The sequence below is a fragment of the Candidatus Enterovibrio escicola genome, assembly GCF_002464935.1.
Taxonomy (GTDB): domain Bacteria; phylum Pseudomonadota; class Gammaproteobacteria; order Enterobacterales; family Vibrionaceae; genus Enterovibrio; species Enterovibrio escicola.
Window position 1 is genome coordinate 41,496 of the sequence record NZ_NBYY01000034.1, and the last position, 13,039, is coordinate 54,534.

Annotated in this window: 11 protein-coding genes and 6 pseudogenes; 8 read left to right on the plus strand and 9 right to left on the minus strand. The window is 40.3% G+C overall.

From position 1 onward, the window contains the following. Positions 1-84: 84 nt before the first annotated feature. The 6 genes and pseudogenes from BTN49_RS16745 to BTN49_RS18415 all read left to right on the plus strand — a co-directional run bounded on the left by BTN49_RS16745 (position 85) and on the right by BTN49_RS18415 (position 2,884). Positions 85-234 carry a hypothetical protein gene (locus tag BTN49_RS16745; protein ID WP_190320206.1) on the plus strand — a complete coding sequence of 50 codons (150 nt, stop codon included), beginning with the start codon at positions 85-87 and terminating at the stop codon, positions 232-234. Further along, positions 212-487 (plus strand): annotated as a pseudogene (locus BTN49_RS18410) (transposase); the annotation flags it as partial. The gene BTN49_RS16745 and the pseudogene BTN49_RS18410, both read left to right, overlap by 23 nt. A gap of 424 nt (positions 488-911) precedes the next feature. Then, positions 912-1,511 (plus strand): hypothetical protein, encoded by a 600-nt coding sequence (locus BTN49_RS10870; protein ID WP_199399574.1) that lies wholly within the window; start codon positions 912-914, stop codon positions 1,509-1,511. Between the two features lie 309 nt (positions 1,512-1,820). Next, positions 1,821-1,961 (plus strand): annotated as a pseudogene (locus tag BTN49_RS16405) (transposase family protein); the annotation flags it as partial. Between the two features lie 12 nt (positions 1,962-1,973). Then, positions 1,974-2,168 (plus strand): hypothetical protein, encoded by a 195-nt coding sequence (locus BTN49_RS16410; protein ID WP_199399576.1) that lies wholly within the window; start codon positions 1,974-1,976, stop codon positions 2,166-2,168. Next, positions 2,141-2,884, plus strand: a pseudogene (locus tag BTN49_RS18415) (ISL3 family transposase). The gene BTN49_RS16410 and the pseudogene BTN49_RS18415 overlap by 28 nt, the downstream one beginning before the upstream one ends. On the opposite strand, the pseudogene BTN49_RS19730 reads toward BTN49_RS18415, so the two are convergent. Further along, positions 2,881-3,705 (minus strand): annotated as a pseudogene (locus tag BTN49_RS19730) (IS982 family transposase). The pseudogenes BTN49_RS18415 and BTN49_RS19730 sit on opposite strands and share 4 nt — an antisense overlap. A gap of 143 nt (positions 3,706-3,848) precedes the next feature. Here BTN49_RS19730 and BTN49_RS14240 point away from each other — a divergent pair. Continuing rightward, a pseudogene (locus BTN49_RS14240) lies at positions 3,849-4,028 on the plus strand (IS5/IS1182 family transposase); the annotation flags it as partial. A 171-nt stretch (positions 4,029-4,199) separates the two neighbouring features. Here the strand turns inward: BTN49_RS14240 and BTN49_RS10890 are convergent. The 6 genes from BTN49_RS10890 to BTN49_RS14250 form a co-directional block, all read right to left on the minus strand. Next, positions 4,200-4,583, minus strand: coding sequence for a SirB2 family protein (locus BTN49_RS10890; RefSeq protein WP_097357189.1), 384 nt, complete (start codon positions 4,581-4,583; stop codon positions 4,200-4,202). Positions 4,584-4,622: 39 nt separating this feature from the next. Then, the gene (prmC, locus tag BTN49_RS10895; RefSeq protein WP_097357190.1) at positions 4,623-5,468 is read right to left on the minus strand and encodes a peptide chain release factor N(5)-glutamine methyltransferase; all 846 of its coding nucleotides are present in this window, start codon (positions 5,466-5,468) and stop codon (positions 4,623-4,625) included. After that, positions 5,468-6,556 carry a peptide chain release factor 1 gene (prfA, locus tag BTN49_RS10900; protein WP_097357191.1) on the minus strand — a complete coding sequence of 363 codons (1,089 nt, stop codon included), beginning with the start codon at positions 6,554-6,556 and terminating at the stop codon, positions 5,468-5,470. The genes prmC and prfA overlap by 1 nt, the downstream gene beginning before the upstream one ends. Before the next feature lie 13 nt (positions 6,557-6,569). Beyond that, complete coding sequence (hemA, locus tag BTN49_RS10905; RefSeq protein WP_097357192.1) at positions 6,570-7,829, minus strand: glutamyl-tRNA reductase; 1,260 nt, start codon at positions 7,827-7,829, stop codon at positions 6,570-6,572. A gap of 1,032 nt (positions 7,830-8,861) precedes the next feature. Further along, positions 8,862-9,029: an IS3 family transposase gene (locus tag BTN49_RS19445; protein ID WP_097357193.1), complete on the minus strand. Its 168-nt coding sequence runs from the start codon at positions 9,027-9,029 to the stop codon at positions 8,862-8,864. Between the two features lie 92 nt (positions 9,030-9,121). Continuing rightward, on the minus strand, positions 9,122-9,274 hold the full coding sequence (locus tag BTN49_RS14250; protein ID WP_158523747.1) for a hypothetical protein: 153 nt from the start codon (positions 9,272-9,274) through the stop codon (positions 9,122-9,124). Between the two features lie 180 nt (positions 9,275-9,454). Between BTN49_RS14250 and BTN49_RS22660 the strand changes: the two are divergent. Further along, a pseudogene (locus tag BTN49_RS22660) lies at positions 9,455-10,325 on the plus strand (IS982 family transposase). 6 nt (positions 10,326-10,331) lie between these two features. Here the strand turns inward: BTN49_RS22660 and BTN49_RS10925 are convergent. Next, positions 10,332-11,585 (minus strand): glutamate-5-semialdehyde dehydrogenase, encoded by a 1,254-nt coding sequence (locus BTN49_RS10925; RefSeq protein WP_097357195.1) that lies wholly within the window; start codon positions 11,583-11,585, stop codon positions 10,332-10,334. Between the two features lie 175 nt (positions 11,586-11,760). Next, positions 11,761-12,918 carry a glutamate 5-kinase gene (gene proB, locus BTN49_RS10930; protein ID WP_097357196.1) on the minus strand — a complete coding sequence of 386 codons (1,158 nt, stop codon included), beginning with the start codon at positions 12,916-12,918 and terminating at the stop codon, positions 11,761-11,763. Between the last annotated feature and the right edge of the window lie 121 nt (positions 12,919-13,039).

Below are 13,039 nucleotides of genomic sequence, written 5' to 3' on the forward strand. Positions count from 1 at the left end.
GGATTTAACCTCGGCTTTTATAGCTTGAGCCAACTACTGCTGTGTGCCTTGTTTCAGCAGTTCATTAAGCGGGTTGTATAGTTTATGAAACTCGGTAACGTTATGATTATTATCCACGCGGTGTATTCCTTGTTGGTTGTTGCTCTGTCAAGATCAATCAACAGATTACACCGCATTATTTCCTACCCATCAACCAGAAATCACTATAGCTCTAAAGGTATACAGCGAAGGTGAATGGAAAACGCGTAAACATGGTAAGGAGAAGAGATGTATCTAGCGCAAACTTCATCTTGCCGTTGGTGGATCTACTCATGAGGTTATTGCTGCAGAAGTTGGCCTAGTTCCTGTGGATAACAATGAGGTATTACCTACATTTCTTAACTCATCAAGATAAAAGATACAGCAGGTTAGTGCTGATTGAACCTGTGACACAAAAGCATGTCACCCTGTACTGAAAAACAAAGGAATAACTTCCACTATTCAACCTTGAAGCAACGCGTGATACTGGTAAGGAATGGCATCCTAAAAATACCTAAGATCTTCACAAACGCTTACTTATTCAACTTAGTCATCTTGATGCTCAACTTTTTTGGGGTATGCGGATTTAGTGATTGATTTTCACAGGATATATTAATTGGTTAAAATCGGATTTAATAATTGACATTATAAACCAAATACACTTGTATTAAGAACGTGGAGACATCCACAGCCGAACTCAGCGACGACTCTGAGAAGACAAGAATTTAACCATGAAAACTATCTCTATTGCTGAATTTGAAACTCTGGTAGCTCGCAACAACTGGCAGCGAGAACAAGATTGCGAAGTTTTAGAGCGTCTTGATCGTCAGGTTGAAGAGTGAAACGAAGAAAACGAATTTTTTGATCTGAACGATATTCCTCACGTTTTTGGTTTGGCTTCTAAAACCTCAACCTTAGATGGTATCAAAATTACTTACACCGAAGGCTTTAACTACGACAAATGCGACTCCGACTCTCTGTTTACAGGAACCGAGGGACAGGATGCTGTTTGGTCTGTAGAAAGCGTTACGGTTGTTGATAAAGATGGTGACAAGCTGAATGCACACGAATTGGCTGACTATCTGGATTCTGATTTCAGCAGCATTAATTACAGCGTACTTGAGATAGAGCAAATAATTGACGTAGATGAGGACTCTGACATGGAAACATTTACACTTGATATTGATAACGCGCCAAACGTTCGCTTTACTGGTGAACTGGTAGCAAATGCGGCTAGTTCTGATAATCAAGCTATTAGCAGTAGTTATAACGGTCAAACTGGTCGTTGGACAGAGTTATCTCTGTACAAGACCAAAGGCGGAAAATTTATCTGTCATCAAGTTGGTCGCACTAGAAGGCAAGATGCGCGTGACCGTTTTAGCGGTAAGGTCTGTGAAACGCTGGAAGAGGTTAAAGAGTTTTTTGGCCACCGCTGGCTATCCAAAGAGTTGTACGCTGAGGCTAGCATTGATGATGTAGTAGAAGTGGAGTGACAGCAAGGGGCTTAGGCTCCTTTCTTTTTAACTATGACAAATATTTTGAATTGGCCTGACTACAATGTTAGTCAGGTTCATGAATCTGAGTATGATTATTAGGTTTACGCTGAACTAAAATACCCGCCTTCATTTTGCATCCACTACTACACATCTGATCTCGTTAGTTTTAGGAAAAGAACCGAAATTCTTATGGATATACCCATGTACGGCAAGCGTGTCGGCATCCACCTAAATCGTAAACGTTTTAAGTGCCAAAGTTGTAATAAGACGTTCTAGGAGCTTGTATCGCGCAAAGATAAAAAATGTAGGATGACTAAACAGCTTATTGAATACATCGAGCGAGAGAGCCAGAAACGTACATTTTTAAGTATTGCAGATGATATAGGTGTGGATGAAAAAACAATCCGTAACATATTTCAAGATTACTGCGAGCGTGAAGAAGAATAACTGAAATTCGAGATGCCAAAATGGTTAGGAATTGATGAAATTCATATCATCAAGAAACCTCGATGCGTGTTAACCAATATTGAGCATCAAACAGTCATTGATATGCTCGACAACCGTAATAAATTAACTCTACTTCGCTACTTTACAAAACGCGACGTATTGAATTTGTCGCAATGGACATGTGGCGTCCTTATAAGGACACGGTAGAAACCATGATACCGAATGCCACTATCGTCATAGATAAGTTCCACGTAGTCAAAATGGCTAACAAGTCGTTAGAGCGTGCAAGAAAAGCAATACGTAGCCAACTTACGCCACAACAGCGCCGTGGACTACTAAAGGATAGGTTTGTACTGCTAAAGCGAAAGCACGAACTCTCAGATGCGGAATACTTACGTTATTCTGGCTGGATACTTAACTATCCCGAAATGGGAAAAGCTTACGAATTTAAAGAGTCTTTTTTTGTCATTTGGAACAGTCAGACGCGTGATGAAGCTTAGCAAGCTTACTACGCTTGGCTACGACTGGTTTCACCTGAAATGACGCGGTATTTCGATCCGCTAATCAAAGCTATGGGGAACTGGCACAATGAAGTTTTTGCGTACTTTGATCATCCAATAATGAATGCTTATACGGAAAGTCTCAACAACCTCATTCGAGTTATGAACCGTACTGGTCGAGGTTATAGCTTTGAAGCTCTTAGGGATAAGATGCTATTTACTGAAGGATCCCAAAAAGTGAAACGTCCACTATATCAACGAGATCCAATTCCTGATGATGCCATTAGCTTATTTGATATGGCTGTGGAACCACAAATAGTAACGAACTATGGTTCGAGCATATCAACTTTAATCAAAGAATTTGAAAGGGATTTAAAAAGTCCCATTTCACTCACTAAATCCACATACCCCTTTTTTGTTTAAAATGAATACACGATAATCCCCGTCAGCAAGTTGACCATAAAGCTGATACAACTACGGTGCCGAGAATGCTCGATTTAGGATATGTTTTTTAGTTGGTCAAAAATGATTTCGATAATAAATCGTTTCCGGAGTATCAGATAGTCCCAAAGTTTCCTTACTTTTGGTTTCATATTCTTTTTCACACCAGTTATCAGTGTCACTCCCTTATCTGCAAGTTCCCGCTCCAATGGACTAGAGATATAACCTTTATCTCCGTATAAACACCCCCAAAGCTCATCATCTATTTCCGACATAGACTTTCTATCAGCCACGTTAGTTGTCGTCACTTTGACTGAGATAATGCCACCTTACTCATTGATAATGAGGTTTAATTTAAAGCCGTAAAACCACCACATTGTTCCTTTTCCTCGCTTCTCAGTGCCTTTAAGAACCTGATATCTGAGTATGCGTAGGTTGTAATAAACCTGTAGCTTTGACGAATCAACGAAGGCAATCCCTGTCGACCTTGCATGATAGTGAGTGAGGTAATAGTAAAGCGGAACCAAAAGACCTTTCATGAGATTGAGCATTCTCGTGTAGCTAACTAATTCAGGAAATTCATTAGTGAAGTAGCGGTAAACAAAGTGGATATAATAGGTTTTGAAGTCTCGATATCCAGATTGATGGAAAGCTATCACTATCGTCATCACTTAACTAACGGAAAGGCGAAAAGGCGTGTTTTTTTGTTTCAAACCGAAAGAAATGAGGTGTTTTTCCCATACAGGGAGGAAAGTTTGGCAGAAGTCGTCAACATCGACGAAAACAGCGTCTAAGTTATTCAGGATCAAGTCCTTGTACAGTCAATAGTTTATTTCAAACGATCAGATTGCAACTGGGGTATTTAGTTCATTTCTTATGCGCAACTTAGATTAAAAAGGAAGCGGTAAAGGAATGAGAAGAAGATAAATTGGCGGAGTATAAAAAGGACAGGGCTTATCATAAACACTCATTAGCAGAGACAGCAATGTTTTGCTATAAGCAGTTATGTATCCCTAAACTCACTCTTCGTGATTTCAATGTTCAAGTGGGTGCAGCGCTGGCAGATATGAAAGCGATGAACAAAGTTATAAGATTCGATATGCCTGTTTACCAACAGACAAATTAAGACGGTAAAAAAGATTCGGATCAGTGCAATCTAGGCCTAATGTAATCAATAACGCCGTTTATTGGTTATGCACATCTACATATCAAAATAGGATGCGGAGAGTGTACTTGAGTCTAGCTGACTCTCCTGTAGGTTGTGTATTTAACCTGATGTAGGGCGTACACTTTAATTTCACCCTAGCAACTGTGGTGTTTTAGTCACTGCCAGATTAGTAATAGCATATACCCATCCTAAAGCTCCAAAAAATGCGAATAATCTACACACAGTATCCTGACTAAAGTGGAGAGCTATGAATCCAAATGCTAAGTAGGCGATGACGCACATCAATTTCTCTGTCATCCACAACGTATTAGCTGTGAAGGGGATAAAACCAGTGATAACAATAAGCGCAATCCCAGTAGACAGTAGCATAATATTAATAAGAGGAGGAACAACCTTAACCCACTTTTTATCAAAATTTGTGCTGTCCCTCATACGCCAGACAAATTGAATGATGAATAGAACCACGCTAATAACTATGGATAAAAGATGAATATGCTTCAACACAACATACATGATACGTAATTCTCTTTATTGTTTTATGTGATAGACAAACTAGCGGTTAAAACGACCAAGAGTAACACGATCATGACCTGCATAATCCCGCACAGTATCAATATCACAGAATCCGACTTCAGAAAAGATAGACCTCACTAAATTACCTTGGTCATATCCATGTTCAATAAGTAACCAGCCATTATTATCAAGATAATATGGGCTATGTTGGCATATATGACGAATGTCAGCCAAGCCGTAGTCATCCGCAATCAGTGCGGTTTTTGGTTCAAACCTGACATCTCCCTGTAAAAGATGTGGATCTTTCGAGTCTAGATAGGGAGGGTTGCTAACAATCATAGTAAACATCTGCTTTGGCAGCGAATCAAACCAATTGCTTTGCAAGAACTCGGCATTTTCTACCTCATTCTCTTGTTGATTGCTAATTGCCAACGTAACGGCTTCCCCTCTCAAATCAACACCAACAACGTGCGTATTTACTCGTTCGACTGCGATTGACAATGCAATCGCACCCGTACCCGTACCTAAATCCAAAACACGCTTCTTACCTTGAGGCAAGTACTTTAACGCCATCTCCACCAAATGTTCAGTCTCCGGACGCGGAATAAGGGTACTCGATTCTACCTTTAATTTAAGTGTCCAAAAATAATGATAACCAATGATATACGCGACGGGTTCCCCTTTAGCTCGGCGTGCCAAGGACATATTGAATGCAGACTGATCCTTATCAGACAGCAATTTGTCAGACCAAGTATAGAGATAACTGCTGGGCATACCTATTACATGACAGAGCAAAATCGATGCATCGATTTTTGGTGACGGACTCTGATTTTTTGCTAAGAAAATTATTGCGTTACGCAAAGATTTTTCAATGCATGTTGGCATTAGTGTTCTTCGGACAACGCCGCTAACTGATCGGTTCTGAATTCTTGGGTAATAGGATCAATCAAGCAGCTAAGATCACCTTCCATCACATCATTCAAACAGTAAAGTGTCAGTCCTATGCGATGATCCGAGACACGGCTTTGTGGATAATTATAGGTTCGAATACGGTCAGAACGATCACCAGAACCCAGCAGGTTACGACGAGTACTGGCTTCTTTTACCGCACGTCTCTCTTCTTCTGCTTTGACCAATCGTGCCGCCAATACAGCCAGAGCTTTTGCTTTATTTTTGTGCTGAGAACGCTCATCCTGACATTCCACCACTGTTCCCGTTGGCAAGTGTGTAATACGAATGGCAGAATCAGTGGTATTGACATGCTGACCGCCTGCACCTGATGAACGGAAGGTATCAATTTTAAGATCAGAAGGGTTAATCTGTGGCATTTCTACCTCTGGTATTTCAGGCAAAATTGCAACCGTACAAGCAGATGTATGCACACGACCTTGAGATTCAGTGGTTGGCACACGTTGAACACGATGACCTCCAGATTCAAATTTTAGTGCACCATACGCTCCGTTGCCACTGACTTTGGCAATTATTTCCTTGTAACCGCCTTGTTCGTTGGTGTTAGCATTGATAACTTCAACACACCAGCCTTTTAATTCAGCAAATCGACCATACATACGGAACAAGTTACCCGCAAAAATGGAAGCCTCATTACCCCCTGCGCCTGCACGGATTTCAAGAAAGCAGTTACGCACATCATGCATATCTTTTGGTAGTAGCAAAACTTGCAGTTTTTCGGTCAAACGTTCAATTTCAGATTTAGCAATTTTGATTTCATCTTGCGCCATTTCACGCATTTCAGTATCGTGTTCTTTTGCCATTTCTTTCGCAACTTCCATATCGACTTCTGCTTGATTGTATGCACCAAAACACAGGACGACTTCTTCCAACTGGCTGTACTCTTTAGACAAAATACGGAACATATTCTGATCTCCAATTATCTTGAGGTCGCCCAGCAGATGTTGTACTTCTTCGTAGCGCTCGCTCAGCGCTACGAGTTTATTAAGGATAGATGATTTCATAGTAAATTATTAACTACTTTTTAGGATCCAGACCTAAGCTCTGACGTAACATATCAAGCATACACTCGTCGCCATTTCTGGCAGCTTTTTGCATGGCCTGAGTTGGCGCATGGATCAGTTTATTGGTCAATTTATTGCTCAGTTCCTTAAGCACCCTTTTGGGATCGGAACCACTGTCAAGAGCTTGCAAGCTACGGCTGAGCACCTCATTTTTTAGTGCTTGCGAATGAGCACGGTATTGCTTAATACTGTTCACCGCATCGCGTGAACACATCCAGATCATGAACTCTTTACTTTCTTCGTCAATAATTGCTTCCGCTTGAACGGCGGCGTTTTTACGTTGCTCACGATTGCGCTTAACTATCGAGTGAAGATCATCTATCGTATAGAGGTAGGCATCATTCAATTCTCCCACCCCTTCTTCGATATCACGCGGAACGGCAATATCGATAAGTAGCATAGGCTGATGACGACGTACTTTGAGCGCCTTCTCAACTATACCTTTATCGATAATCGGCAATAATGCCGCAGTTGAACTAATCACGATGTCAGCACGATGTATATACTCAGGGATCTCTTCAAGTGCAATCGTTTCTGCACCAACCGCTTCTGCAAGAAGTTTCGCACGTTTTCGTGTACGGTTAGCAACAATAATCTGTCTGCACTCATGTTCATAAAGATGTTTCGCCACCAGCTCAATAGTATTTCCTGCACCTACTAATAGTACAGTAGTTGATTTCAATGATTCAAAAATTTGACGTGCCAAAGAACAAGCCGCAAAGGCGATAGATACTGCATTGCCACCAATATCAGTTTCTGTTCGGACACGTTTTGCCACGGTAAAAGTTTTATGAAAAAGCCGTTCCAGTAGACCACTAACTGCTTCTAGTTCTACTGATTCAGCATATGCATTCTTCACCTGCCCAAAAATTTGTGGTTCCCCCAATACCAATGAATCAAGACCACTAGCCACTCTCATTAAATGTTGTGCCGCGGCTTGATCATGGTAGGTATAAAGGCACCGTAGTAGTATATCACGGTCAATATTGTGGAATTGTCGTAGCCAATCAACAACAACGCTAGAAGTTGGTTGTACTAATTCACAATAAATCTCGGTTCGGTTACACGTAGACACAATAACACCACTCTGCACGACCTGTCGTTGTTTAAGCTGGTTTAGTGCATCGTGAACTTGTTGTGGTGAAAAAGCCACTTTTTCACGCAAATGAACCGGCGCAGTATTGTGATTTATTCCAAGAACTAACAAGCTCATTAAACAGGATCACCGACAGCACCAATATAAATTCGATCTGTGGACGTTACTTTATTTACCCGTCGTTTAAAATATGACATTAGTTCCCTCACATCACGAACTAAGACAAGTATTCTTATTTAGAATTAAAAATACTATTTTGGAGTGATTTTTCTATAGCTAGAATCATAGGAAAATTCCTAATTCTCGTTTCCTCGCTTGGCATTAGTTATACACCGAAACCATCTCAAAATGTATGTTTCAGCGCGAATTAGACGAATTCAACCTATGGATAAAACAGTCGCCTACACATAATGCCTCAGTTCATTGAAAAACTAGGAGAGGCTGTCTAAATTAAAGTCCATTTTAAGGGTTAGCATTTGAATTTATTCAGACGTGATGTGTCTCCATTTATCACTTACCTTCAATAAATATATCCCTTTATTAGATACAATGCCGCAACCCTATGTATCCGTAGGATTATACTGCTCAATCATTGATGATAAGATTGCACTTCTCCGCTTGAAAAATGAACTTCCCCGTAATATCTATTAAAATAACGTATATACTGAAATTAGGTCGGATGTACAGGTCATAATTCGCATAAAATTCGACAATAGCACTATCCAAATAGTCACAAAAATCAACTGACCTCATTAATACAAACATTTTGGATTTTTCATTGAACGTTTCTTGGGGAATTATGTTTACTCCACGTAGAAAAAGATTCACGATTTAGTAATGCTATTATGCCCTGAATAAAAGGATACTAATGCTCTCCAAATTATCTCCGATAATTAGACTGAGGTCAGAGAGAAATACCATTTTATGCGGTCAGGTATTCAATAGGTTATTGTGATATAAGTTCCTGAATGTAGATAATGACTGCATCACTTATGTTCTAGCGTTAAAGAAGAAAACTCCCTGCCGAAAATGATACACTCTTCTCGCCAAAGGATCACGCAGAGCTACCGTAGTGTTCAAATAATATTTTGATCACAGTTCTAGTGTCTTTTCAGAAAAATATTTCTTTCTGACTCTTTTGGTGTTAAACTACCCATTGTATGAGCGGAATCCGCTCCCACTGTAGTATACAGTGATGTAATTTGTCATTGTACGGTACACTTGAGTAAAATTATCACACCTTTTAGACAAAATACATTCTGTATTTAAACTTCTAAAGAATCTCTCAATAGAGCTATTATCCCAATAGCGATCCATGCCTTGCTATATTTGCTAACGACAAAGCAATTGTCAACCTTCCAAATTGGCATTGTTAATTAAATCAGGCCTATAACGCACTGTTCCAAATATTATTTACCGTCTGAATGTGTCTGCTGGCGAACAGGCATATCGAATCTTATAACTTTGTTTATCACTTTCATATTTGCCAGTGCTTCACCCACTTGAACATTGAAATCACGAAGAGTGAGTTTAGGGATAAATAACTGCTTATAGCAAAACATTGCTGTCTCTGCTAATGAGTGTTTATGATAAGCCCTGTCCTTTTTATACTCCGCCAATTTATCTTCTTCTAATTCCTTTACCGCTTCCTTTTTAATCTGAGATTCGCATTAGAAATGAACTAAATTTCCAAGTCGAGATCTGATTGTTTAAAAAACTATTGCCTGCATACAAACTTGGACATGAATAACCTCGACGCTGTTTTCGTCGATGGCGTCGACTTCTGCCAGACTTTCCTCCCTGCATGGAAAAAATACCTCATTTCTTCCAGTGTCAAACAAAGACACAAACCTTCTCATCTCTCAGTTAGCAAAGTGAGGACGATAGTGATAGCTTTCCATCAATCGGGGTATCGAGACTTCAAAACTTATTACATCCACTTTGTTTGTCGCTACCTCACCAACGAATTTCATGAATTAGTTAGCCACACGAAGATGCTAAAGCTCATGCAACGTATTTTGGTTTCGCTTTGCTCTTGCCTTACTCACCGTCAGAAATTTCCCTCATTAATTCAACCAAGCTACAGGTTTGTTACAACCTACGCATACTTAGATATCAGGTTCTTAAAGGCACCGAGAAGCGAGGAAAAGGAACGATGAGGTGGTTCTACAGCTTCAAATTGCACCTTATCATCAATGAGTAAGGTGGCATTATCTCAGTCAAAGTGACGACAATTAACGTGGCTGATAGAAAACCTCTGTCGGAAATGGCTGACGAGCTTTTGAGGTGTATATACGGAGACAAAGGTTATATCTATGGTCCATAGGAGCGGAAATTTGCAGACAAGAAAGTGACACTGATAACTGGTATGAAAAAGAATATGAAATCAAAAGTAAGGAAACTCTTGAACTGCCGGATGCTCCGGAAACGATTTATTATCGAAACTGTTTTTGACCAACTAAAAAACATATCCCAAATCGAGCATTCTCGGCACCGTAGTTGTATCAACTTTATGGTCAACTGGCTGGCGGGACTATCGAGTATTCATTTCAACCAAAGAAGCCAAATATCAAGATAATTAGGCTTGATAGGCAAGCTCTTATGCAGATCTGAGGTTAATTATGGACGCGACAGATAGTCAGCTTTACCCACCCACTTATAAGTAGTGAGGTCTTCTAGACCCATAGGGCCACGTACATGCAGCTTTTGTGTAGACACAGCTACCTCTGAACCTAAGCCAAACTGAGCGCCGTCCGTGAATCGTGTAGACGCATTCACATAGACTACAGCTGAGCCCGCACCCTTGATAAACACTTCAGCCACCGACAAATCATTGGTTAATATAGCATCCGAATGGTTCGCATTGTGATCACGCATATGACGCAGAGCCGAGTTAACATCAGCGACCAAAGAAATCCCCAATGTATAACTCAACCATTCAATATCAAAATCACAGTCACTAGCCTCATGAAGATCATCAACACAATTTAATAAAGGAAGCGCAGATTTTTTAGCAAAAATCTTTAGCCTATGTTTATTAAACATAGGTGTCAATTTCTGAAGTAGTGTCTCTGCGATGTCATTATGAACCAACAAGGTATCGAGTGCATTACATGCTGATGGACGTTGTACCTTTGCATTAATGATCACAGCTAGCGCACGATCTAGGTTCGCAGATTTGTCGATATACATGTGGCTGATACCGAAACCACCTATAATCACAGGAATTGTACTGTTCTCTTTACACATTTTGCACAAGGTGATACCTCCCCGTGGAATGATCATGTCTACGTAATTGTCAAGACGAAGCAATTCACTTACCAGTTCACGATCTGGTTTTGCAATATACTGTACAGTAGATGTTGGCAAACCAACTTTTTCAAGTGAAGTTTGAATTACCTTGATTAATTCCATGTTGGAATGGAAGGTTTCCCTACCACCGCGAAGAATACTCGCGTTACCAGCTTTGAGACACAAAGAGGCAATATCAATGGTTACGTTAGGGCGTGCTTCATATATAACGCCTATGACCCCAATGGGTTCGCGTCGTCGACTCAACGTCATGCCATTTCTCAGCACCCTGCAATCTATTTCACTTCCTACTGGATCAGACAACGAAATCACATTAGAAATATCAGCCGAAATATCTTCCAAACGAGATTTGTCCAGCAATAGACGATCAAGCATAGCGTCTGGTAAACCAGCAATTTTACCTGCATCAATATCTTTTGCATTGGCCCTCAAAATTGGCAGAGTGTTTACTTCTAGTTCATCAGCAATAACCGATAATGCTTTGTCTTTTTGTTCAGTTGACGCAACTGCTAATACATATGCAGCATTTTGCGCAGCACAACCTATTGATTGCAAATTCATTATAATCCTCTATTTCTTATACCTGTATTACTTGAACTTGCTACGGTATGATTGAGTTCTTTCTGACCAATCACATAGCTGTCTAAGTTCACAACATCTCATTCATATGTCAAATAATTATAACCTAAATTACTTTGGATATATTCTATTAAAATTATAGACATTCACAATTTGATTAATCGATAACGACCAAATCATCACAATGAATCGCGACTGGACCATATGCGTAACCTAGGATATCTTGGATGCACTTGCTATGTCGCCCCGCAATTGCACTCAGATCTTTGCTGGAGTAACGACAAATACCACGAGCCAATAGCTTGCCATTTTGATCACAGATCCGTGCAACTGCACCACGATCAAATGTACCTCTTACCGACATAATTCCTTTAGAAAGCAAGCTACTATGACGTTCCATTACTGCCCTCATAGCCCCGACATCAATCATGATGTCTCCTGCGGGCGGAGGTCCCGCTAGGATCCATCGTTTACGATTTTCTATAGGTGATTCCAATGGCAGGAAGCGTGTACCCACAGGTTTTCCTTCAACCACCTTCTGAATCACTTCTGGACGGTTTCCTGCAGCAATAATGACTTCAATACCTGCACGCCTTGCAACATCAGCTGCTTGAAGCTTGGTTACCATACCTCCAGTACCTAGGCCACTAACACTACCACTTGCTAGTTTATGCAGCATTTCATCAATTTTATGCACTTCACGGATAAGTTTCGCATCTGGATTAGAACGAGGATCCGCCGTAAATAAGCCTAGCTGATCGGTCAATAATAATAATTTATTAGCATTTGCTAGAATCGCCACCAACGCAGACAAATTATCATTGTCACCTACTTTGATTTCCGCTGTCGCAACAGCATCATTTTCATTGATTACTGGTACAATATTGTTATCCAGCAGAGCCTGTAACATATCGCGTGCATTCAAGTAACGTTCTCGATCATCAAGATCTGCACGCGTCAATAACATTTGACCTATGTGAATACCGTAGATAGCAAATAGATTCTCCCATTCCTGAATAAGGCGACTTTGACCCACTGCAGCAAGCATTTGCATATTGGCAATGGTATTGGCTAATCTGGGATAATTTAAATGATCTCGCCCCGCTGCAATCGCGCCTGATGTCACAATAATTACTTTATGCCCAAGACGAATAAGCATTACGCACTCGCGCACTAATTCAACAAGATGCGCTCTGTCAATCTTTTTTAAACCACCTGTAAGTACACTGGTACCGAGTTTGATAACGATTAGCTGCTGAGCCTGCTTATCGCCAACATCTAAAATTACTGATGACACATTTTCTTGGTCTGACATTCGATTAATAACATAAAAGCAAACATGTCCTTTTTTTATCAATCTCAGACCAAGATAACAAGTGAATAACGTATCTATCGCTCTAATAGAGACTAATTACCTGATTTAGGTTGTTGAACCG

Excerpts from the sequence above, each read along its gene's own strand:
- BTN49_RS16410 (WP_199399576.1), top strand. The coding sequence starts at position 1,974 with ATGCCAAAATGGTTAGGAATTGATGAAATTCATATCATCAAGAAACCT.
- BTN49_RS14250 (WP_158523747.1), bottom strand. The coding sequence starts at position 9,274 with ATGTTTTGCTATAAGCAGTTATTTATCCCTAAACTCACTCTTCGTGAT.
- BTN49_RS10890 (WP_097357189.1), bottom strand. The coding sequence starts at position 4,583 with ATGTATGTTGTGTTGAAGCATATTCATCTTTTATCCATAGTTATTAGC.
- BTN49_RS19445 (WP_097357193.1), bottom strand. The coding sequence starts at position 9,029 with ATGGATCGCTATTGGGATAATAGCTCTATTGAGAGATTCTTTAGAAGT.
- BTN49_RS16745 (WP_190320206.1), top strand. The coding sequence starts at position 85 with ATGAAACTCGGTAACGTTATGATTATTATCCACGCGGTGTATTCCTTG.
- prmC (WP_097357190.1), bottom strand. The coding sequence starts at position 5,468 with ATGCCAACATGCATTGAAAAATCTTTGCGTAACGCAATAATTTTCTTA.
- hemA (WP_097357192.1), bottom strand. The coding sequence starts at position 7,829 with ATGAGCTTGTTAGTTCTTGGAATAAATCACAATACTGCGCCGGTTCAT.
- proB (WP_097357196.1), bottom strand. The coding sequence starts at position 12,918 with ATGTCAGACCAAGAAAATGTGTCATCAGTAATTTTAGATGTTGGCGAT.
- prfA (WP_097357191.1), bottom strand. The coding sequence starts at position 6,556 with ATGAAATCATCTATCCTTAATAAACTCGTAGCGCTGAGCGAGCGCTAC.
- BTN49_RS10925 (WP_097357195.1), bottom strand. The coding sequence starts at position 11,585 with ATGAATTTGCAATCAATAGGTTGTGCTGCGCAAAATGCTGCATATGTA.